This window comes from Cellulophaga baltica (genome assembly GCF_900102165.1).
In the GTDB taxonomy this organism is placed as follows: Bacteria; Bacteroidota; Bacteroidia; order Flavobacteriales; family Flavobacteriaceae; genus Cellulophaga; species Cellulophaga baltica.
This window is the reverse complement of record NZ_FNBD01000007.1, coordinates 212,252-234,813: the sequence shown is the minus strand read 5'-3', so window position 1 is coordinate 234,813 and position 22,562 is coordinate 212,252. Positions and strand designations below refer to the sequence as shown.

At 35.4% G+C, this 22,562-nt stretch carries 20 protein-coding genes and 1 riboswitch; of the genes, 8 read left to right on the top strand and 12 right to left on the bottom strand.

Annotated elements, in window-relative coordinates; genetic code table 11:
- Positions 1 to 85: 85 nt before the first annotated feature.
- The 6 genes from secA to BLQ19_RS13670 all read right to left on the bottom strand — a co-directional run bounded on the left by secA (position 86) and on the right by BLQ19_RS13670 (position 8,312).
- Positions 86 to 3,448 carry a preprotein translocase subunit SecA gene (gene secA, locus BLQ19_RS13695; RefSeq protein WP_074538718.1) on the bottom strand — a complete coding sequence of 1,121 codons (3,363 nt, stop codon included), beginning with the start codon at positions 3,446 to 3,448 and terminating at the stop codon, positions 86 to 88.
- A gap of 176 nt (positions 3,449 to 3,624) precedes the next feature.
- On the bottom strand, positions 3,625 to 3,849 hold the full coding sequence (locus tag BLQ19_RS13690; RefSeq protein WP_013551418.1) for a DUF2795 domain-containing protein: 225 nt from the start codon (positions 3,847 to 3,849) through the stop codon (positions 3,625 to 3,627).
- Positions 3,850 to 3,977: 128 nt separating this feature from the next.
- Complete coding sequence (locus BLQ19_RS13685) at positions 3,978 to 4,550, bottom strand: cob(I)yrinic acid a,c-diamide adenosyltransferase (RefSeq protein ID WP_074538717.1); 573 nt, start codon at positions 4,548 to 4,550, stop codon at positions 3,978 to 3,980.
- Between the two features lie 187 nt (positions 4,551 to 4,737).
- On the bottom strand, positions 4,738 to 5,220 hold the full coding sequence (locus BLQ19_RS13680) for a hypothetical protein (RefSeq protein WP_139150262.1): 483 nt from the start codon (positions 5,218 to 5,220) through the stop codon (positions 4,738 to 4,740).
- An 11-nt stretch (positions 5,221 to 5,231) separates the two neighbouring features.
- On the bottom strand, positions 5,232 to 7,106 hold the full coding sequence (locus tag BLQ19_RS13675; protein WP_074538715.1) for an ABC-F family ATP-binding cassette domain-containing protein: 1,875 nt from the start codon (positions 7,104 to 7,106) through the stop codon (positions 5,232 to 5,234).
- Positions 7,107 to 7,133: 27 nt separating this feature from the next.
- Positions 7,134 to 8,312: a lipoprotein N-acyltransferase Lnb domain-containing protein gene (locus BLQ19_RS13670; protein ID WP_074538714.1), complete on the bottom strand. Its 1,179-nt coding sequence runs from the start codon at positions 8,310 to 8,312 to the stop codon at positions 7,134 to 7,136.
- A gap of 99 nt (positions 8,313 to 8,411) precedes the next feature.
- Here BLQ19_RS13670 and BLQ19_RS13665 point away from each other — a divergent pair, with 99 nt between their 5' ends.
- Entirely contained in the window at positions 8,412 to 9,176 is a 765-nt protein-coding gene (locus BLQ19_RS13665) for a CDP-alcohol phosphatidyltransferase family protein (protein ID WP_024479951.1), read from the top strand.
- 187 nt (positions 9,177 to 9,363) lie between these two features.
- Here the strand turns inward: BLQ19_RS13665 and lptB are convergent, their stop codons facing one another.
- The 4 genes from lptB to BLQ19_RS13645 form a co-directional block, all read right to left on the bottom strand.
- Positions 9,364 to 10,101 carry an LPS export ABC transporter ATP-binding protein gene (gene lptB / locus BLQ19_RS13660; protein WP_024479952.1) on the bottom strand — a complete coding sequence of 246 codons (738 nt, stop codon included), beginning with the start codon at positions 10,099 to 10,101 and terminating at the stop codon, positions 9,364 to 9,366.
- A 94-nt stretch (positions 10,102 to 10,195) separates the two neighbouring features.
- Positions 10,196 to 10,549 (bottom strand): carboxymuconolactone decarboxylase family protein, encoded by a 354-nt coding sequence (locus tag BLQ19_RS13655; RefSeq protein ID WP_024479953.1) that lies wholly within the window; start codon positions 10,547 to 10,549, stop codon positions 10,196 to 10,198.
- Complete coding sequence (tatC, locus tag BLQ19_RS13650) at positions 10,542 to 11,378, bottom strand: twin-arginine translocase subunit TatC (protein WP_024479954.1); 837 nt, start codon at positions 11,376 to 11,378, stop codon at positions 10,542 to 10,544. The genes BLQ19_RS13655 and tatC overlap by 8 nt, the downstream gene beginning before the upstream one ends.
- Positions 11,378 to 12,343 (bottom strand): KpsF/GutQ family sugar-phosphate isomerase, encoded by a 966-nt coding sequence (locus BLQ19_RS13645; RefSeq protein WP_024479955.1) that lies wholly within the window; start codon positions 12,341 to 12,343, stop codon positions 11,378 to 11,380. The genes tatC and BLQ19_RS13645 overlap by 1 nt, the downstream gene beginning before the upstream one ends.
- Before the next feature lie 204 nt (positions 12,344 to 12,547).
- Between BLQ19_RS13645 and recQ the strand changes: the two genes are divergently transcribed.
- From recQ to thiH, 7 genes are all read left to right on the top strand, one after another.
- Positions 12,548 to 14,749, top strand: a complete 2,202-nt coding sequence (gene recQ / locus BLQ19_RS13640) for a DNA helicase RecQ (RefSeq protein WP_029445830.1) — start codon at positions 12,548 to 12,550, stop codon at positions 14,747 to 14,749.
- 154 nt (positions 14,750 to 14,903) lie between these two features.
- A riboswitch (TPP riboswitch) is annotated at positions 14,904 to 14,998 on the top strand.
- A gap of 115 nt (positions 14,999 to 15,113) precedes the next feature.
- On the top strand, positions 15,114 to 15,317 hold the full coding sequence (thiS, locus tag BLQ19_RS13635) for a sulfur carrier protein ThiS (protein WP_024479957.1): 204 nt from the start codon (positions 15,114 to 15,116) through the stop codon (positions 15,315 to 15,317).
- Between the two features lie 60 nt (positions 15,318 to 15,377).
- Entirely contained in the window at positions 15,378 to 17,237 is a 1,860-nt protein-coding gene (thiC, locus tag BLQ19_RS13630; RefSeq protein ID WP_074538713.1) for a phosphomethylpyrimidine synthase ThiC, read from the top strand.
- A 151-nt stretch (positions 17,238 to 17,388) separates the two neighbouring features.
- On the top strand, positions 17,389 to 17,979 hold the full coding sequence (locus BLQ19_RS13625; protein ID WP_074538712.1) for a thiamine phosphate synthase: 591 nt from the start codon (positions 17,389 to 17,391) through the stop codon (positions 17,977 to 17,979).
- Between the two features lie 37 nt (positions 17,980 to 18,016).
- The gene (gene thiE / locus BLQ19_RS13620; protein ID WP_074538711.1) at positions 18,017 to 18,670 is read left to right on the top strand and encodes a thiamine phosphate synthase; all 654 of its coding nucleotides are present in this window, start codon (positions 18,017 to 18,019) and stop codon (positions 18,668 to 18,670) included.
- A gap of 2 nt (positions 18,671 to 18,672) precedes the next feature.
- On the top strand, positions 18,673 to 19,449 hold the full coding sequence (locus BLQ19_RS13615) for a thiazole synthase (protein WP_074538710.1): 777 nt from the start codon (positions 18,673 to 18,675) through the stop codon (positions 19,447 to 19,449).
- Positions 19,450 to 19,458: 9 nt separating this feature from the next.
- Entirely contained in the window at positions 19,459 to 20,568 is a 1,110-nt protein-coding gene (gene thiH / locus BLQ19_RS13610) for a 2-iminoacetate synthase ThiH (RefSeq protein ID WP_024479962.1), read from the top strand.
- A gap of 2 nt (positions 20,569 to 20,570) precedes the next feature.
- Here thiH and BLQ19_RS13605 read toward each other — a convergent pair whose 3' ends face one another.
- Positions 20,571 to 21,626, bottom strand: a complete 1,056-nt coding sequence (locus BLQ19_RS13605) for a S66 peptidase family protein (protein WP_074538709.1) — start codon at positions 21,624 to 21,626, stop codon at positions 20,571 to 20,573.
- Between the two features lie 46 nt (positions 21,627 to 21,672).
- On the bottom strand, positions 21,673 to 22,518 hold the full coding sequence (locus BLQ19_RS13600) for an aldo/keto reductase (RefSeq protein WP_074538708.1): 846 nt from the start codon (positions 22,516 to 22,518) through the stop codon (positions 21,673 to 21,675).
- Positions 22,519 to 22,562 lie beyond the last annotated feature (44 nt).

The window sequence follows — 22,562 nt, the reverse complement described above, 5'->3', positions numbered from 1 at the left end:
TATGTAAAACTCTAAATGAAATTTGTTTAAAAACGAAAACGACAGCTTAATAAGCTGTCGTTTTAGAATATGATTTATATAAAAATTAATGCTCTGTAATTACCCATTCTCCTTTTGAAAGAAGTGGCTCTGCTTGTTTAAATTTTACAGTTCTGCTTTCTCCAGACATTACACTTTTAATAGTTACACGGTCATTACGCCCAATCTTAGGTGCTTCACGCGTAATTGTTTCCGTAATGGAAGGTCTGCTTCCTTGATTTTGACCTACAGCACGGTTCTGTGCAGCAAGCTCATCGCTATTTAAAACTTCCTCTTTACTAACGTTTAAGTTTTCTTTAGGCTCACTAATTGTTTTGGCTTCTTGAATGTTTGTGTCATTTCCATTAGGGATTTCTCCTTTGTATAAAAATGCTACAACTTCTTTATTTACCTTCTCAATCATCCCTTTAAATAATTCAAAAGCTTCAAACTTATAGATTAATAAAGGGTCTTTTTGTTCGTGAACAGCAAGTTGTACAGATTGTTTTAATTCATCCATTTTACGTAAATGAACTTTCCAAGCATCATCAACAATTGCTAAGGTGATGTTCTTTTCAAAATCTGTAATTAATTGCTTCCCTTCGCTTTCATATGCTTCTTTTAAATTGGTAACAATATTAAACGTTTTAATTCCATCAGAGAAAGGAACTACAATACGTTCAAATTTATTAGCCTCATCTTCATACACATTCTTAATTACCCTGTTAGCAACAGTAGCACTGCGCTCCATTTTATCTTGGTAATGTTGGTAGGCGTTCTTATATAATAAAGAAGCTATTTCTTGTACGCTCTTCTTAGAAAACTCTTCTTCTGTTAAAGGAGAGGTAATAGCGAAATATTTAATTAATTCAAATTCAAAGTTCTTATAGTCACTTGCGTTTTTGTTGGTTTCTGCAATAACCTCGCAAGTATCATAGATCATATTGGCTATATCTACCTTTAGACGTTCTCCTTGTAAGGCATGACGACGACGTTTGTAAACAACCTCACGTTGTGCATTCATTACATCATCATACTCTAATAATCTTTTACGTACGCCAAAGTTATTCTCTTCCACTTTTTTCTGCGCTCGCTCAATAGATTTTGTCATCATGGAATGTTGGATAACTTCGCCATCCTCTAAGCCCATTCTGTCCATCATTTTAGCAACTCTATCAGAGCCAAACAAACGCATTAAGTTATCTTCAAGAGAGACATAGAATTGAGAGCTTCCTGGATCTCCTTGACGACCAGAACGACCTCTTAACTGACGGTCTACACGACGTGAATCATGACGTTCTGTACCGATAATGGCTAAACCACCAGATTTTTTAACAGCATCTGATAATTTAATATCAGTACCACGACCAGCCATGTTTGTTGCGATCGTAACAATACCAGCCTTACCAGCTTCTTCAACGATATCTGCTTCTTTTTTATGCATTTTAGCATTCAGTACATTATGTGGTACTTTACGAATACTAAGCATACGTGATAAAAGTTCTGAAATTTCTACAGAAGTTGTACCAATTAAGACCGGTCTACCTGCAGCAGAAAGCTCTGTTACTTGGTCTATAATTGCATTGTATTTTTCACGTTTTGTTTTATAAATCAAATCGTTTCTATCATCTCTAGCAATAGGTCTGTTGGTAGGGATCTCCATAACATCTAGTTTGTAGATTTCCCAAAATTCTCCTGCTTCTGTAATAGCTGTACCTGTCATACCGGCAAGCTTATTATACATTCTAAAGTAGTTTTGTAAAGTCACCGTAGCAAAGGTTTGCGTTGCTGCTTCAATTTTTACATTCTCTTTAGCTTCAATTGCTTGGTGTAAACCGTCTGAGTAACGACGACCGTCCATGATACGACCTGTTTGTTCATCAACAATCATTACCTTATTCTCCATTACTACATATTCTACATCTTTTTCAAAAAGAGTATAGGCCTTTAATAGTTGATTTAATGTATGTATACGTTCACTTTTAACACCAAATTCTTTGAAAAGTTCTTCTTTAAGCTCCGCTTCTTTTTCAACATCAAGATGCTGATTTTCAATTTTAGCAATTTCTCCGCCTATATCTGGCATTAAAAAGAAGGTAGGATCTTGTTCACCAGAAATGTGTTCTACCCCTTTTTCAGTAAGCTCTATCTGATTATTTTTTTCATCAATAACAAACCATAGCTCTTCATCTACCTTAGGCATTTCACGGTTGTTATCTTGCATGTAATAGTTCTCAGTTTTTTGAAGTAATTGCTTTACGCCTTCTTCACTTAAGAATTTAATTAATGCTTTATTTTTTGGTAGTCCACGGTGTACTCTTAATAATTGAAAACCACCTTCTTTTGTATCACCCGAGGCTATTAGCTTTTTTGCTTCTGCTAAAACGCCAGTTAAATACTGCTTTTGTAAAGAAACAATATCATTTACTTTAGGTTTTAATTGATCAAATTCTTGAATATCTCCTTTGGGCACAGGACCAGAAATAATTAATGGTGTACGTGCATCATCCACTAAAACAGAATCCACCTCATCAACAATAGCAAAATTATGAGGACGTTGCACCAAATCACTTGGCGTGTGCGCCATGTTATCTCTTAGGTAGTCAAATCCAAATTCATTGTTGGTACCATAGGTAATATCGGCATTATAAGCAGCACGTCTTCCGTCAGAATTTGGCTGGTGGTTATCAATGCATTCTATGGTAATACCATGAAATTGAAAGATAGGAGCCATCCACGCGCTATCACGCTTGGCTAAGTAATCATTTACAGTTACTAGATGTACTCCGTTACCGGTTAAGGCATTTAAATATAATGGTAAAGTAGCCACTAAGGTTTTACCTTCTCCCGTATGCATTTCTGCAATCTTACCTTCATGCAAAGCAATACCTCCAATAAGTTGCACATCATAATGTACCATGTCCCAAGTAACTTCTTTACCTGCAGCATTCCAAGAATTCTTCCAGATGGCTTTATCTCCTTCTAAAGAAACATAATCCTTAGTTCCAGAAAGTTGCCGGTCATATTCAGAAGCAGTAACTTCTATGGTTGTATTATTCGCAAAACGCTTAGAAGTTTCTTTTACCACAGCAAAAGCTTCTGGTAAAATTGATTTTAAGGTTTTTTCAGAAATTTCGTAAGCTTCTTTTTTCAGTCCGTCAATTTCTGCGTAGATATCTTCGTTCTTATCAATATCCTTTGAGTTTTTTACTTCAACTTCAAGGGCTTGTATCTTATCATTAATGACTTGTGTGTCATTTTTAAGCTGTGCTTTGAAAGAAAGGGTTTTATTTCGAATTTCATCATTGCTCAGATTAGCAAGTTCTTTTTCGAAAGAATGAATCTTATCTATGATAGGTTGTAGCTCTTTGACATCTTTCTTAGCCTTATCGCCTACAAAAACTTTTAAAACAGAATTTAAAAAACTCATACGGTAAATTATTTTTTTTAATCTATGCTATAACCATACCAAAGGTATTTTAGCGGAATAACATGACAGAATGAACTATAATCAACAACATAATCAGTAATGCTGTCACTCAAGTTCAAAATTAAGTAAAAAAAAAGCCTCAAATGAGACTTTTTTAATGTTATTACGTTAATATTTTAATATTCGTCCTCGTTCCAGAGGTAATCTTCTTCCGTTGGGTAGTCTGGCCAAATTTCTTCGATAGATTCGTAAATCTCACCGCCTTCTTCTTCCATAGACTGTAGATTTTCTACAACCTCTAGTGGAGCTCCGGTTCTAATTGCGTAATCGATCAATTCGTCTTTGGTAGCTGGCCAAGGTGCATCACTTAAGTAAGATGCTAATTCTAAAGTCCAATACATGTTAGTGGTATTAATTTTAATTTTTTGCAAAAATAAATTTTAAAATGATATATCCAAGTTTTTTACTAGTTATTAATAAATTATTTTTTGGATATATTGTTATTCTGCTGATTAACAATTTGTTACTTTTATTTTTTTTCTGGAATCCATTTTATTTCTTCAACGTTTAAATGTGCAGATAAACCGCGACCCAACATAAAAAGATAATCTGATAGCCTATTTAGATACCGCAAGACATTTGGTTCAAACGGTTCAGTATCATTTAAATGTGACGCGATACGTTCTGCTCTACGGCATACAGTTCTGGCAATATGACAGTATGACACAGTGGTGTGGCCACCGGGTAAAATAAAATGTGTCATTTGCGGTAGCTTCGCTTCGATAGCATCCATTTCATGTTCTAGAAGTAAAAGATCTCCATCACTGATTTTGTCAATATTTAAACGTTCTTTTCCGTTTTTTAAAACCGCTTTCTCCGGATCTGTCGCTAAAACAGCGCCTACAATAAACAATTTATGCTGAATATGGGTAAGGATTTCTTTAGAATGCTCATCTATATCTTGGTCTCTTATCATACCAATCCATGCATTTAGCTCATCAACGGTACCGTAACTTTCAATTCTAATATGGTGTTTAGCTACTCGAGTTCCTCCAAAAAGTGCTGTAGTTCCTTTGTCGCCAGTTTTTGTATAAATTTTCATGAGCTATTTTTAAAATAATTAGTACTGCGCTTAGCGCTTGTTACGGTCCATAAACCTGCGATTTTTTCGCTCTTTGGTTCTTTTCTTATTCTTGAGAAGATTCATTACAAAAATTACGGCAAAGACGACAAATAGTATGTAAAGGGTGTATTTCATTTGTAATCGTATTTAGTCTAAAATTACTGGATTATATCCTAATCTTAAAATGTTCTTTTACTTGCTCTCTCCTAAAAAATAGAATTCCGCCATGAAAAGTATCAATACTCACTTTTATTTTTTCAAGCGTAATTAGTGCTTGCCAATGAGCGTAATTTTTGTTGATATTATTGATGTAAATCAGGGTATCGTTGTTGAATCTCTCCAATTCTTTAAAAAACAGTACATTTTTGTCAGATAGGTTGTCTAAATATATGAAGGATTCGGAATTAGTATCCAGACCTATATTCGGAAATTTTTCTGTTATCAGCGCTTTAAAAGTTTCGTTCTGATCCTTAAGATTTATCTCAGAAATTTTAAAATAATCTAATAGTTTTAAAGCGGTGTTTAAAGATTTTATAGAGGTGTACTTATCTTTTTTATACAAACCTTTGGTCACCAAAGTATACACAAAAGGGGAGTGTACACCATGCTGATTTGTAGATGAGAATAGAAAAGATAAGTACCTAAGCAAATACATGAGCTTTATTCTGTAAGTGCAGAAAGTTCAAACCAACGTTCTGTTTTTAGTTCTATAGCAGCTTCAATTTCTTTAAGCGCTATAGATAACTTATCTATTTCATCTCCAGTTAAAGCAGGGTCAGCAAACTTTTGTTGTGTAGCTTCTTTTTTTGCTTCCAATTTTTTTATTTCACGTTCAATATTTGTGAACTCTTTTTGTTCATTGAACGTAAGCTTCTTTTTCTCTTCTTTTTTCTTACTCCCCTTATCTACTTCCGTGGGTGTATTTTCTTTTTTAGCAGCTCTGCTTTCCAATACAGCACTATCCTCATAAGATCTGAAATCTGAATAGTTACCCGGAAAATCTTCAACAACCGCATCACCTCTAAAAACAAACAGGTGATCTACAATTTTATCCATAAAATACCTGTCGTGTGAAACAACTAGTAAGCATCCAGGGAAATCCATTAAAAAGCTCTCTAGAACATTCAAGGTTACAATATCTAAATCGTTTGTAGGTTCGTCAAGAATTAAGAAGTTAGGATTCTGAATTAAAATGGTACACAAATACAAACGTTTGCGCTCACCACCACTTAATTTATCAACAAAATCATATTGTTTTTTGCGGTCAAACAAAAAGCGTTCTAATAATTGTTGTGCAGATATTTGTCTTCCTTTGGCTAATGGAATGTAATCGCCAAATTCACGAATAACATCAATAACCTTCTGGCCCTCTTTAATGTTTATACCTTTTTGCGTGTAATATCCAAACTTTATAGTTTCACCAACAATAACTTTTCCGCTATCGGGCTCATCATTGCCACTTAGAATATTTAAGAAGGTAGATTTTCCGGCACCATTTTTACCAATAATACCAAGACGTTCGCCACGAAGAAAGTTGTATTCAAACTTATCTAAGATAGGTTTTCCTGGGTATGATTTAGAAATTTTATGCAACTCAAGAATTTTACTTCCCATACGTTCCATATTGATTTCAAGCTCTACCTCATTTTCGTTTCTGCGTTTGCTCGCCTTTTCTTTTATCTCGTAAAAATCATCTTGTCTAGATTTTGACTTTGTAGTTCTAGCTTTAGGCTGTCTGCGCATCCAATCTAATTCTTTTTTAAATAAAAGTTTAGATTTATGTTGCTCTGTGGCCTCTTGCTCTAATCTGTTCTCTTTCTTTTCTAGATAATAAGAGTAGTTTCCTTTATAAGGATACATAACACCTTCATCTAGTTCTATAATTTCATTACAGACGCGTTCTAGGAAGTAACGATCATGCGTTACCATAAATAAGGTCATGTTTTCCTTGGCAAAATACTGCTCCAACCATTCAATCATTTCTAAATCTAAATGGTTGGTAGGTTCATCAAGTACCAGTAAGTCTGGTTTATTGATCAATGCATTTGCTAAGGCTAAACGCTTTTTTTGCCCTCCAGAAAGTATCTCTACTTTAAGGTGAATATCGTTAAGATTAAGCTTCGATAAAATTTGTTTGTATTGTGTTTCAAAATCCCAAGCCTGAAAGCGCTCCATCCCTTCAAAAGCGGTTTGGTATGCATCTGCTTCTTCTGGGTTTTCTAAAGCATGTTCATAGGCTCTAATAACCTTTAATATTTCATTGTCAGAGGCAAAGATGGTCTCTTCAATGGTTAAATTAGGATCTAAATTAGGTTCTTGATCTAAAAATGAAACTCTAATTCCCTTTCTGTAGTTTACTTGGCCAGAATCTGGAGTGTCTAATCCTGATAATATATTTAAAATGGATGTTTTTCCACTTCCGTTTTTAGCGATTAACGCTATTTTTTGGTCTTTGTTTATTCCAAAAGAGATATCAGAAAATAAAACATGTTCGCCATAGGCTTTTGCAATATTTTCTACTGATAATAGATTCATGTAATTTTTGTATTAGAACTGGCAAAGTTAGTGAACTCTGGCAGACCTTTGATAATAAATTAAAAAGGAATATCTAACGATTAAAGCAAATACGATTGGAAGGATCAAAATACTGAATATTTGTACTTTAAGAATCCAAAGTATCAGTGCGATACCAATACAAATAAGGAGTAATAGCATATAGCTAGAAATCCATTTAGCAGGCGCTCCTTTTTTAAGTAAAAAGAATGCGATAAGGCTATTTATAGGAAAGGTCCATAAGAAATTAAAGTTCTTTGCGGTGGCTTGGTGGTCTGTTCCAAACCAAAGAAACACAATTAAGAGTCCGGCTAGTCCTGTGGTTAAAAATAAAATAAAGTCCAGATATCTAGATCTTTTTTTTGCTTTGTAATCTTTTAAAGTGATTAGGCATACTAGTATACTAAGTATGGAAAGCCATAGTAGTGGGGATAGAAGAAAGTTGGAATTTTTTTCTTCAGGTACTTCTTTTAATAAAGTTCTTTCTTTTGAAACTAATTTTTTTCCATCTACCGTAGCGTGCGGAAGTTGTTTAAATACATAGATTGGTAAAAATTGATGTTCCCATGGCGTCGCTTTTCGGTCAATTACAGATCCTAGGGCCAGATCTATACCAAAATTAGACCAGGAATTAACATCTAAGTTTTGATGTATTAATTCTCTAAATGTAAACTGATTTTCTAAATGTGTATAGTCAAAACTTAGTTTAGCTCCTAAAACGGTTTGTAAGGCATCGGGTAATCTAGTGGAGCAATTGTCAAATAAGAAATCATATTTATAAAACCTGTTTTCTGGAAGATGATTGTTTTCTAGAAATTTCAAAAAATCATTACGTTCTTGAACAGTGAGTTGTAAATCTTGTTCTTTTACCCATCTGTTTTCTAGTTGATAACCGTAAATGAAACCTTCAAAAGACTCACGTGCTAAGCTATATAACAATTTGCCTCGGGTGAATTTTGTGTAAAAGTTGGGCGTATTGAAATCAAAATGACCGTAATTATAGACATCATCAATTCCTAAAGCAGGATCTTGAACCCGTATAGCGCTATGACCAAATTTAGCATAAAGTTCATCTGCTGTTCCTACCGTTAAGACACTAATTTTTGATTTAGGAGATAGTGTTGGTTGCGAGAATCCAAATAAAGAAAAAGTAAGAAAGAAACTTAAAATGTATTTTTTAAATAGCATAGTATGGGGTAAAACTTTTCTACAAACAAATATGCGAAGAATTTATTTGAGATAATTAGTTCCGATAAAAATATCCTATTTTTACCAAAAGCTTAACACATGAAAAAACACATACCAAACCTTATTACTTTACTCAATTTATTCTGTGGCTGTATTGCTGTGTTTTTTGCAGTTCACGGAGTTTTTGAAATGGTAGCATTGTTTGTTTTTCTAGGCATATTTTTTGATTATTTTGACGGATTTGCTGCGCGATTACTAAATGTTAAAAGTGGTTTGGGTTTACAGTTAGATTCTTTAGCCGATATGGTTACGAGTGGTGTGGTGCCGGGTATTGTGATGTTTAAGCTTTTAGAAATGTCTTCAACAGGAGGTTGGAGTAGTGGTTTGCTTTCAGAAAGTTCAAGTATGGCTACATGGCAATCTTTTAAACTAAATCCTCAAGAATTGATTCCTCTTTTAGGATTAATTGTTACTTTGGCATCTGCCTATCGCTTAGCGAAATTCAATATAGATGAAAATCAGACCAACTCTTTTATAGGTTTACCAACCCCAGCAAACACTTTGTTGATTATTTCTTTGCCTTTAATTTTACTGTACCATACTAATGAAGTGCTAAACAGCATTATACTTAATCAATGGTTTTTAATAGGGTTGACGTTTTTAAGTGCCTATTTGCTGAATGCAAACATCCCATTATTTGCTTTAAAATTTTCAAATTGGAGCTTTAAAGATAATGCCATTCGCTACGTGTTTTTAGTGGTAAGTATTATACTCTTGGTAACCCTTAAGTTTATGGCGGTACCTGCTATCATCCTCTTTTATGTATTAACATCTGTCCTTAATTTAATTAAGGTAAAGGGGTAGTGTTTGTAGACTATTGGAGTGTGTATGTTCAAGATAAACACAATTCTTACTGATGCGGATACTATTTAAACTTCCGTTAATTAGTTTTTGAATGCCTATTTGAGTTTTACGCAAAAAAAAATAACCAATACTAAAAAAGATGTTTTTTAGTATTGGCTTTAATTATAGTTCTAATTGTTTTAGTTGTCTAAAACAGTTTCTTTTTACGTAATTCAAAATTCTGACCTAGATATACTTTACGTACCATTTCATCAGCGGCTAGATCTTCAGGAATACCAGACTTTAAAATTCCCCCTTCAAACATCAGGTAGGAACGCTCAGTAATCGCTAAGGTCTCTTGTACGTTATGATCGGTAATAAGAATACCTATATTTTTGTCTTTTAACTGTGCTACAATACGCTGAATGTCTTCTACTGCCACAGGATCTACACCTGCAAAAGGTTCGTCTAGTAGAATAAATTTAGGATCTGTAGCTAAAGCACGCGCAATTTCTGTTCTTCTACGTTCGCCACCAGAAAGTAAATCACCACGGTTTTTTCGAATATGGCCTAAGCTAAATTCTTCGATAAGCGATTCCATTTTCATTTCTTGCTCTTTCTTGCTGAGCTTGGTAAGCTGTAAAACACTTAATATATTTTCTTCAATACTAAGTTTTCTAAATACAGAAGCTTCCTGTGCAAGGTAACCTATTCCGTTTTGTGCTCTTTTGTACATCGGAAACTTAGTAATATCCATATCGTTTAAATAGATATTCCCGCCGTTAGGTTTAACCAGACCAACAATCATGTAGAACGATGTAGTTTTTCCGGCGCCATTTGGACCAAGAAGACCCACAATTTCACCCTGATTAACTTCTAATGAAATTCCTTTAACTACTGGTCGCCCTCTATAGGACTTCATTATATTGTCTGCACGTAACTTCATAAATGCTAGTTCGTTGTTGGTTTTTACCTTTTATATCGTTTCAAAACTAATGGAAAATGTGGTCTCTCTCAACTAATTAGAGAAAATTTAACCCTTATTCGTTCTCTTGCTCTTCTAAAGCTTCCCAATATTCATAAGCTCTACGTAAGTGCGGAACTACGATGGTACCTCCAACAAGTGTGGCAATACTTAAGGTTTCCATAACTTCTTCTTTGCTGGCGCCCACACTATGAGAGCTTTCTAAGTGGTATTTCACACAATCATCACAACGAAGTACAGCAGAAGCTACAAGCCCCAGAAGTTCTTTTGTTTTGACATCTAATGCACCAGGAGCAAAAGCATTGGTGTCTAAGTTAAATATTCTTTTGATGATTTTATTATTATCGGCAAGCAGCTTATCATTCATTTTAGAACGGTAAGCATTAAATTCTTCTATTTGATTAGGCATTTTTCTTTCTTTTTGCTTCTTTTTTTAATTCTTTTCGGATTACATATCCAGAGATGTAAATACTAACTTGATATAGGATGATAATAGGAATAGAAACTACAATTTGACTGGCAACATCTGGAGGAGTAATAACGGCAGATAAAATTAATACAACTACTAAAGCTATCTTTCTGTATTTCTTTAAAATTTCAGGAGTAACCAATCCTATTTTTGTTAAGAAATAGATGATGATTGGGAGTTCAAATATAATTCCACATGCAATTACAGATGACCTTAAGGTTGATATATAGGAGCTAAGATCAAATTCGTTTTTAACAACATCACTGACAGAATAGGTTCCTAAAAAGTTGATAGATAAAGGGGCTACAATATAATACCCAAATAATACGCCTAAGAAAAATAAGAAAGAAGCTATAAAAATAAAACCTCTAGAATTCTTGCGTTCTTTTTCATAAAGTCCTGGGCTAATAAATTTCCACATTTCGAATAAAATATACGGAAATGCGATAATTATTCCGGCCCAGATAGCGGTCCAAATATCGGCAGAAAACTGCCCTGCCATGGTTCTACTTTGTATGGTAAATGGTAATTCTTCAGCACAGAAATCAGACGTGAAATTAAAAAACTTTGCAATGTTGCAAAAGAACTCATAGGTTGCGAAATTCATTTTACTAGGGGCAAAAATCACCCAGTCGAAAATGTAACGGCTAAAAGCAAAAGCTACAGAACCTACGATTAGTACTGCTAAAGTTGAACGGATTAGGTGCCAGCGTAATTCTTCTAGATGATCTAGAAATGACATATCTACGGTGTCTTTCTTATTTGCCATTATAAAATTCCTTCGTTGATTAAATTATGTATATGAACAATACCTTTATAGGTGCCATTTTCAATGGCAATTAGTTGTGATATGTTTTTTGCTTGCATTAATTCTAAAGCTTTTACGGCTAAAGAATCATTCTCAATAGTTTTAGGATTAGCACTCATAATATCTTTAGCGGTAAGTCCTTTGATATCATCATGCTTATTTAGCATTCTACGGATGTCACCATCGGTAACAACGCCTACAATTTTACCTTGGTCTAGTACGGCTGTTACTCCAAGCATTTTTGCGGATATTTCTACAATTACTTGTTTTACATCAGAGTGGATTTCTACTTCCGGCTTCATGTTATTTTCTACAATATCTGAAACACGTAGGTAGAGCCTTTTTCCTAAAGAACCTCCGGGGTGGTATTTTGCAAAATCTTTACTGCTAAATCCTCGTAATTCTAAAAGGCATATAGCTAAAGCATCACCCATAACTAATTGAGCTGTAGTGCTTGTGGTGGGTGCTAAATTATTTGGACAGGCTTCTTTCTCTACAAAAGTATTTAAGATAAAATCTGATTGTTTTGCAAGAACAGAGTCTAAATTACCGGTCATGGCAATAAGTGTATTTCCTGTTTTTTTTATCAAGGGAACTAGCATTTTTATCTCGGGAGTATTGCCACTTTTAGAAATGCAGATGACCACGTCATTCTGCTGTATGGTCCCTAAATCTCCATGAATTGCATCTGCCGCATGCATGAAAATTGCAGGTGATCCGGTGGAGTTTAATGTAGCCACTATCTTCGATGCAATTAAGGCACTTTTTCCTATTCCAGAAATAATAATTCGGCCTGTGGAATCCAATATATGATTGACGGTGTTCGAAAAATTAGCATCTAATAATGAAGATAAATTTTGAATGGCATTAGCTTCATTTTCAATGGTTCTTCTTGCTATGTCAAGTATCGCAGTATTATTTTTCAAATCAATTAATTCAATTATCTGATTGTATTCCTAAAAGAATGTCTTATATTTAGTTACAAAATTACATAAACTTAGTGTTAAAAGATATTTTAAATTCTTTAAAGTAAATTTTTGTTTTTTGTGTTAATTTTAAATTTGTTAAGAAACTAACTATATCGCATTGAAAATGCGAACTTAGCATCAGTATTAATAGTAAAATATATTATGAGCTTGAGTGAAATTGATTTGCATTCCTCACTAAAAAAATACTTTGGATTTTCACAATTTAAAGGACTTCAGGAAAGTGTTATTACAAGTATTCTTGAAGGTAAAAATTGTTTTGTAGTAATGCCGACAGGCGGTGGAAAATCGCTTTGTTATCAACTCCCTGCTTTGATGCAAGAAGGTACTGCAATTGTAGTTTCCCCACTTATTGCGTTAATGAAAAATCAAGTAGATGCCATTCGTGGTGTCTCCTCAGAGCACGGTATTGCTCATGTTTTGAACTCATCATTGACGAAAACAGAAATAAAACAAGTAAAAAGTGATATCACTAGTGGTGTTACCAAACTACTTTATGTGGCACCAGAATCATTAACGAAAGATGAATATGTTGAGTTTTTACAATCTGTAAAAATATCATTCGTTGCGGTAGATGAAGCACACTGTATTTCAGAATGGGGTCATGATTTTAGACCTGAATATCGAAATTTAAAAAGTATAATTAGTCGCTTAGATGATACCATTCCGATTATTGGATTAACCGCTACAGCTACTCCAAAAGTACAGGAAGATATTATAAAAAACTTAGGGATCACAGATGCAGATTTGTTTAAAGCATCCTTCAATAGACCTAATTTGTTTTATGAGGTACGTCCTAAAACTCAGAATATAGAAGCAGATATTATTCGTTTTGTCAAGCAAAATTCAGGGAAATCTGGAGTAATTTACTGTTTGAGTAGAAAAAAAGTAGAAGAATTAGCACAAGTACTCCAAGTAAACGGCGTGAGTGCTGTACCATACCATGCAGGTTTTGATACTAAGACACGATCTAAATATCAAGATATGTTCTTGATGGAGGATGTAGATGTGGTAGTGGCAACCATTGCCTTTGGTATGGGGATAGATAAACCAGATGTTAGGTTTGTGATTCACCATGATATTCCTAAAAGTATAGAAAGTTATTACCAAGAAACAGGTAGAGCAGGTAGAGATGGGGGCGAAGGGCATTGTTTGGCTTTTTACTCGTATAAGGATATAGAAAAGTTAGAAAAATTTATGTCTGGTAAACCTGTTGCAGAACAGGAAATAGGAAATGCCTTGCTGCAAGAAATGGTAGCATATGCAGAAACATCCATGTCGCGAAGAAAATTCATCCTTCATTATTTTGGTGAGGAGTTTGATGATGTTAATGGCGATGGAGCCCTTATGGATGATAATACCAAAAATCCAAAGGATAAAGAAGAAGCAAAAGATGATTTGGTAAAAGTGATTCAGGTGGTACAAGGCACCATGGAGAAGTTCAAATCTAAAGAAATAGTCAAAGTACTTACAGGTAAAGTCAATGCTATTATTGCATCGCATAAAACCGATGAAAAGCCATTTTTTGGTATCGGAAAAGATAGAGATAAAGAACATTGGATGGCATTAGTGCGCCAAGGTTTAGTTGCCGGTTACCTACGAAAGGAGATAGAACAATATGGAATTTTGCATGTAACTCCGAAAGGAGCGGAATATGTGAAGAACCCAGTTTCTTTTATGATGACCAAAGATCATGTGTACAATAAGGCAGCAGATGATGCTATTGTAAGTGCCGCAAAGACGAGTGCTGGCGTTACAGATGAAGCCTTATTAAAAGTATTAAAAGATCTTAGAAAAAAACAAGGTCAGAAATTAGGCGTACCTCCCTTTGTAATCTTTCAAGATCCTTCTCTACAAGATATGGCCCTAAAGTATCCTGTGACTTTAGAAGAGCTTGTAAATATTCATGGGGTAGGAGAAGGCAAAGCTAAAAAATATGGTAAGCCATTCGTAGAGTTTATTAAAAAGTACGTCGAGGATAATGATGTTATTCGTCCAGATGATTTAATCGTAAAAAGTACCGGTGCTAATTCAGCCTTAAAACTATACATCATCCAGAATGTAGATCGTAAATTACCTTTAGATGATATTGCATCAGCAAAGGGCTTAAGTCTGCCAGAGCTATTAAAAGAAATGGAGCAGATTGTATATAGCGGTACGAAGCTAAATATTTCCTATTGGATTGATGATGTCTTAGATGAAGACCAACAAGAAGAAATTCATGACTATTATTTGGAAGCAGAATCAGATAATATAGATCTAGCTTTAAAAGAGTTTGATGGCGACTATGAAGACGAAGAACTTCGATTGTATCGTATTAAATTTATTAGCGAAGTAGCTAATTAAGAGCATCTTTTAGTTTATACTATAGCATAACACTCCTAAATTTTAGGGGTGTTATTTTTTTACAGGCATGTTGCTAAATTGTTAATTCTTTGAAATTATCTTTTAAATATGTGTATAAAGCTTTTAGTTCCATAGAATTTTTATAGTTTTACAGTGTAAACTTTAGGGGTGTTCCTTTTACGGAACTGAGAAATACCCTTTGAACCTGATGCGGTTAGTACCGTCGAAGGGAAAAGTTGAATAGCACCTTGCAATGGGTGTTTACAACCTTTTCATATGTGTGTGCTTTGTTCTTGAAGCACCTCCTTTTTCAAAGAATATTCTCTGCTCCTAAAATTTACAGCATATTTAAAATATACTGTATATGATTTCTATTACCGTAAATGAAAAACCAATACGTATTGAAAAAAATACAAACGTATTGCAACTTCTTGAAAAATTGCAAACGCCTCAAAACGGAATTGCAGTCGCTTTGAACAATAACATTATCACCAAAGATTTCTGGAAATATGAAATTTTAGATGAGAATGATTCCCTTCTAATTATTCAGGCCACTCAAGGCGGTTAATAGCCCCTTTGAAACCCCCTAGTACAGTATTTATTTCTTAAAGGTCAAATCTCACAATATATGAAAAGCAAAGACACCGCACCAAAAAACGAAAAGCTTAGTACGCAACCTTTTCCTAATTCTAAAAAGATTTATGTAGCAGGAAAACTACATCCACAATTAAAAGTGGCTATGCGAGAAATTGCGTTGAGTGATACTAAAGATTCTTTGACAGGGAAGCTTACTCCCAACGAGCCAGTTACAGTTTATGATACTTCAGGTCCTTATACAGACCCTAACATAGAAATAAATGTTCACAAAGGAATAGATAGAATCCGTGAGCAGTGGATTTTAGAGCGTGGAGATGTGGAGCAATTAGAGGGGTTTACCTCAGAATATTGTAATGAACGTCTCAACGATAAGAGTTTAGATCATATGCGTTTTTCACTTTTAAAAAAGCCAATGCGTGCTAAAGAGGGTAAAAATGTAACGCAGCTGCATTATGCTAAAAAGGGAATAATCACTCCAGAAATGGAATACATTGCTATTCGTGAGAATCAGCGTATGGAAGAAATGACCGAAATTGCAAAACAGCACAAAGGAGAACATTTTGGCGCGGCCATTCCTAATAAAATTACGGCAGAATTTGTACGGGAAGAAGTGGCTAGAGGTAGAGCTGTAATTCCTAGTAATATAAATCACCCAGAAGCAGAACCTATGATTTTGGGTCGTAACTTTTTGGTGAAGATAAACGCCAATATTGGTAACTCTGCCGTTACCTCTTCCATAGAAGAAGAAGTAGAAAAAGCGGTTTGGGCATGCCGTTGGGGTGCCGATAATATTATGGATTTGTCCACAGGGCAAAACATCCATGAAACGAGAGAGTGGATTATTCGTAACTCTCCAGTACCTGTAGGGACTGTGCCTATTTACCAAGCTTTAGAAAAAGTAAATGGCGTTGCAGAAGATCTTACTTGGGATATTTTTAGAGATACACTTATTGAGCAAGCAGAGCAAGGAGTAGATTACTTCACAATTCATGCAGGTGTTTTATTGCGTTATGTGCCTATGACGGCTAAACGCGTTACAGGTATTGTTTCTCGTGGAGGTTCTATTATGGCTAAATGGTGTTTAGCACATCATAAAGAGAGTTTCTTGTATACGCATTTTGAAGATATTTGTGAGATTTTAAAACAATACGACGTAGCGTTTTCTTTAGGAGATGGTTTACGTCCTGGATCTGTTGCAGATGCTAATGATGAGGCACAATTTGCAGAGTTAGAAACATTGGGGGAACTCACAAAAATAGCACGTAAGCATGAAGTGCAATGTTTTATAGAGGGCCCTGGTCACGTACCAATGCATATGATCAAAGAAAATATGGAGAAGCAAATAGAACTTTGTGATGAAGCTCCTTTTTATACGTTAGGACCTTTAACAACAGATATCGCGCCAGGATATGACCATATTACCTCCGGTATTGGAGCCGCTATGATTGGTTGGTTTGGTTGTGCTATGCTATGTTATGTAACACCAAAAGAACACTTAGGGTTGCCTAACAAACAAGATGTGAGAACAGGAGTAATTACGTACAAACTAGCGGCCCATGCAGCCGATTTAGCAAAGGGGCACCCGGGGGCGCAACATAGAGATAATGCCTTATCAAAAGCGCGATTTGAATTTAGATGGGAAGATCAATTTAATTTAGGACTAGACCCGGAATTAGCTCGAGAGTATCATGATGAAACCTTGCCTGCCGATGGGGCAAAAGTGGCACATTTCTGTTCCATGTGTGGACCTAAATTTTGTTCCATGAAGATATCTCAAGAAGTAAGAGATTTTGCCGCGGAGCATGATATTGTAGATAATGAAGTCATTCAAAAAGGAATGGAGGAAAAGTCTAAAGAATTTAAAGATAAAGGGTCAGAAGTATATTTGTAGTATACACTGGAGGTTCCTACGCCTTGAAAATAGGCGTAGTCGGGCTTTCCGTTATATCTTTTGCCTATTCGTATAAGTTTATGTCGTTTTACGCCATAAATTTACACCAACAGCAAAAGGATGCCACTGCAATCCCTAACCCAAAAAAAATATGATAGTTCTTATAGCGCTAGAAGACGATATTACCAATGAAATTGAAATTTTACACCAGCTTTTTGAAGCCGGTTTGGTCTATTTTCATTTAAGAAAGCCTTCTAAAAATTATCAAGAGCATTGTGATTATTTAGATTTGATAGATGAGAAGTACCATAACCGTATCGTTGTGCATTATTTTCATGAATTAGTGAATGCATATAATTTAAAAGGTATTCATTTTCAGGAGCAAAAAAGAATAGATCATATAGATAATCCAGGGCAGTATTTTAAACCGCTCAATATGTATGGTAAAACCATCAGTTCTTCATTTCATGATCCAGACGTTTTAATGGCTTGTGAGTTTGAGTTTGATTATCATTTGCTTAGTCCCGTTTTTTCTTCAATTTCTAAAAAAGGATATGAAGGCAAAGGTTTTAAGGTAAGCCATATTCAAAAACGGATTATTGGTATGGGCGGTGTCACAGAAAACAATATAGAAGAACTACATGAATTAGGGTATCAAGGCATAGGCGTTTTAGGGGGCGTATGGAATAGCGGTTCCCCTCTAGCAGCATTTACAGCCATGCAACACTACTACAATAAATAATAAAACTACGGACTAATATATTTTAAAAAGAATACCCATGCAATTACCAAATTTACACTACATATCACAAGGAGAAACACCTCAAGAGCATTTAAATAATATCAAAAGTGCCTGTACAGCAGGTGCAGCATTGGTACAGCTACGATTAAAAAATTTAAGTCCTAAAAAGGTTTTGAAATTTGCTACAGAAGCCAGAGAAATTACAGATCACTATCAAACTAGATTGATAATAAATGATCATTATAGAATAGCCAAAGAGGTAAAAGCAGATGGTGTTCATTTAGGAAGAACAGATACTTGCCCGTCTATTGCTAGAAAATATTTAGAAAGCTGGCAGATTATTGGCGGTACTGCAAATACTATTGGTGATTGTAACCTACTACTAATTAAGAAAGTAGATTATATAGGTTTAGGGCCTTATCATTTTACAAAAACAAAAGAGCGTCTAAGCCCTATTTTGGGAATTGAAGGTTATGCAGCGATCATGAAGGAGCTACAAACAACTATTCCTGTTATCGCGGTAGGCGGTATTGCAATAAATGATGTTCCTAAAATTCTAGAAACGGGAATTTACGGGGTAGCAGTAGCCTCAGAAATCACTAAGAATTTTAATAACATTAATCTATTTAAGAAAGCGTTAGAAAAAACAAGCATTGAAGAACAGGTGTGGAGACCTAATCTAAATCAATAAATATGGCAGATATATTGAACATAGCAGATAAAATATTTAAATCACGTTTATTTACGGGGACTGGTAAATTTTCTAGTGCGCAAGTAATGGAAGAAGCTATTCTTGCTTCAGAGAGTGAGTTGGTTACTGTAGCTTTGAAACGGGTAGATTTAGAAGATGAAGCCGATGATATTTTAAGCCATTTAACGAGTAGTAGGATAAATTTACTACCGAATACCTCTGGGGTTCGTACTGCAAAAGAAGCTGTCTTTGCAGCGCAATTATCCAGAGAAGCGCTGAACACTAATTGGATAAAATTAGAAATTCATCCAGACCCTCGGTATTTATTGCCTGACCCTATAGAAACCTTAAAAGCTGCCGAAGAATTAGTGAAGCTAGGCTTCGTAGTTATGCCATACATACATGCAGATCCAGTATTGTGCAAGCGCTTAGAAGATGTAGGGGTGCAATGTGTGATGCCATTAGGCGCTCCTATTGGCAGTAATAAAGGAATAAAAACAGAAGATTTTTTAAAAATCATTATAGAACAAAGCAATGTGCCTGTAATTGTAGATGCGGGTATTGGTGCCCCATCTCATGCCGCTTATGCTATGGAGCTCGGGGCAGATGCTGTCTTAGTAAATACAGCAATAGCCGTTTCTCAGAACCCAATAGCTATGGGCCATGCCTTTAAAATGGCCGTAGAAGCAGGAAGAATGGCCTATTTGGCAAAATTAGCACCTATTAAAGAGCGCGCAGAAGCCAGCAGCCCTTTAACTTCTTTTTTAAACGAAATTTAAAAGTACACTATGTCATTTAAAACCACATTTGAGCAGTATGATTGGGATACCTTGGAAAAGGAAATCTATGCCGTAACCACTGCTGAGGTTGCTCAAATACTTCAAAAAGAAAAAATAGGATTGGAAGATTTTAAAGCCTTAATTTCTCCAGCCGCAAAACCTTTTTTGGAACAAATGGCACAGCGCAGCAATCAGCTAACGAAAAAAAGATTTGGGAATACTATGCAGATGTATATTCCTATGTATCTGTCTAATGAATGTCAGAATATTTGCACTTATTGCGGTTTTAGTATGACCAACAAAATTCCTAGGAAAACCTTAACCGATGCGGAGATTTTAAAAGAAGTATCTAAAATAAAAAGCTTAGGATATGATCATATTTTATTAGTTACTGGTGAGGCTAATAAAACGGTAGGAGTGTCGTATATAAAGCATGCTATCGAATTAATAAAAAACAATTTCTCCAATATAAGCATGGAGGTACAACCACTAGACCAAGAGGAATACGAAACCTTAGTTGCCGCAGGCTTATATGCTGTTTTGGTGTATCAAGAAACGTATCACGAAGCTACCTATAAAGTACATCACCCGAAAGGGAAAAAATCAAACTTTCAATACCGTTTAGATACTCCGGATAGATTGGGGAAAGCGGGAATCCACAAAATAGGTATCGGTGCTTTATTTGGCTTAGAAGATTGGCGCGTAGATAGTTTTTATACGGCTTTGCATTTACGGTATTTGCAAAAGACCTATTGGAAAACGAAGTATTCTATTTCTTTCCCAAGATTGCGCCCTTTTGAAGGTGATGTTGCTCCTAAAGTAGAAATGACAGATTCAGATTTGGTGCAATTAATTTGTGCGTATCGCTTGCTCGATGAAGATGTGGAATTATCTATGTCTACCCGCGAAAGTGAAAAATTCAGGGATCACATTATTCATTTAGGTATTACGTCTATCAGTGCGGAATCTAAAACCAACCCTGGAGGGTATAGTGTAGAACCGCAATCCTTAGAGCAGTTTGAAATTTCTGACGAGCGTTCTACAGCCGAAATAAAAGCGATGATTCAATCTCAAGGTTATGAGGTTGTATTCAAAGATTGGGATAAAGCCTATTCTTAAACTTATAGAACGGCTTTTTCTTGTAGTTTCAGTGTCATTTTATCCGCATCAAAAGTGGCCTTAATACCAATAGGAAGTGTCATGTTGTTTTTTACATGTCCAAAACTCATACCGTAGGCTGCAGGAATATTTAAGGGTTTGAGTCGGTCTAAAATCACCTCTCTGAGGGTAAAGCTTCCTGAAGCCGCCGGTTTATCACAGCCATTACAAACACCCACCATAATACCTGCAGCATGTTTAAAAGTGGCACTTTGTATTAATTGGGTAAGCATCCGATCTATGCGGTAAGGAGCTTCTTCTACATCCTCTATAAAAACAATGGCATCGGTAAAATCTATTTCATGTGGAGTACCAATTAACGCATTGATGAGGGTTAAACTTCCACCCACCAATGTACCCGTAGCTTTCCCTGGAGTAATTGTATACCTATCAAATTCTGGATTGTTTAATAGCGTTTCATCTTCAAGAATAGCATTTTTTATTAGCAGCTGATGTTCAGGATGAATGATAACATTTTCCAGTTGTTGTATAGAATATTTATTATCGAGAGTGCTCCCAACCGGACCATGAAAAGTTACAAGTCCGGTCTCTGAATATATGCCATTGGCTAGGGCTGTAATATCACTAAATCCAACAAGCACTTTTGGGTTGTTTTTAATTAACTCATAATTCAAAAGATGCATGATTCTTGTACAACCGTAGCCACCTCTAGCGCATAAGATCCCGTCTATACTAGGGTTGGCAAACATTTCATTAACGTCCGCAGCGCGCTCCGTATCGGTATTGCTAAAATAACCATGGTTCCAGAGTAGGCGCTCCGTATGATATGGAACAAATCCCATGGCAACTAAAGTTTCTTTAGCTTTCTCTAATACGTCAGGTTTTATAGCGTAACCTGGAGCAATTAAACCTATAGTGTCGCCTTTTTTAAGGCGCTTAGGTTTGATAGTTTCTGTAGTTTTTTTATTCTGTTTTACGTTGGCGAAAATAGAAAAGGGGAGGAGCGACACTGCTGATACACCTATAAAACTACGGAAAAAAGTTCTGCGAGATTTCATTTTGGTTTATTAAGGTTGATTGACTTAGATCATAGAAAACACGAATTTACGATTCTCTGTCGGGCCATAAATTAGGATGCTCCCCGCTATACCCTAATTTAGGGATAGCATTAATCTCTTGAATTTCTTCTTGCGTTAATTCGAAACTAAAAATATCAATATTTTCTTTAATTCGTTCTTTAGTGGTAGATTTTGGAATAACGATAACATCATGCTGTGTTACCCATCGTAAACAAACCTTGGCAACCGTAGTCTGATACTTTTTAGCAATAGATTTCAGTATGTTATTGTTTAGAATCTCACCTCTGCCCAAGGGAGACCAAGATTGTACCGTAATATTTTTAGCTTTACAATAAGCCGTAACATCTGGTTGCCAATATCCAGGATGAAACTCTATCTGATTAATAGCGGGAAAGACGCGCGCTGTTTTAAAAAGCGCTTCTAAATGTTCTGGCCAAAAATTACTAACTCCAATCGACTTTATCTTCCCTTCGATCTGTAGATCTTCCATGGCGCGCCATGCTTCCGCATTTGCATGCTGCCAATTATCATAATTCTTAGCGTTTGCGGGCCAATGAATTAAGTATAGGTCTATGTATTCTAATTGTAATTTTTGTAGAGAGGTTTCAAATTCAGATTTAGCCTCTTCATAGGAAAGATTTTCTCTCCATAATTTTGTAGTAACTTTTATTTCTTCTCTAGGAACACCACTTAGTTTGATGCCTTTACCCACTGCTTCTTCATTGTTGTATTTTGCGGCAGTATCTAATAAGCGATATCCGTTTTCTAAGGCAAATTTTACTGCTTCAATGCCTTCTTGTTCTGTTGCTTTATACGTTCCAAAACCTACAATAGGTAATTTGTTTCCGTCATTTAAAACCATCTCTTTCATGTAGTCTCTCTTTATAATTAACTTCTGGGGTGCTACCAAATTTT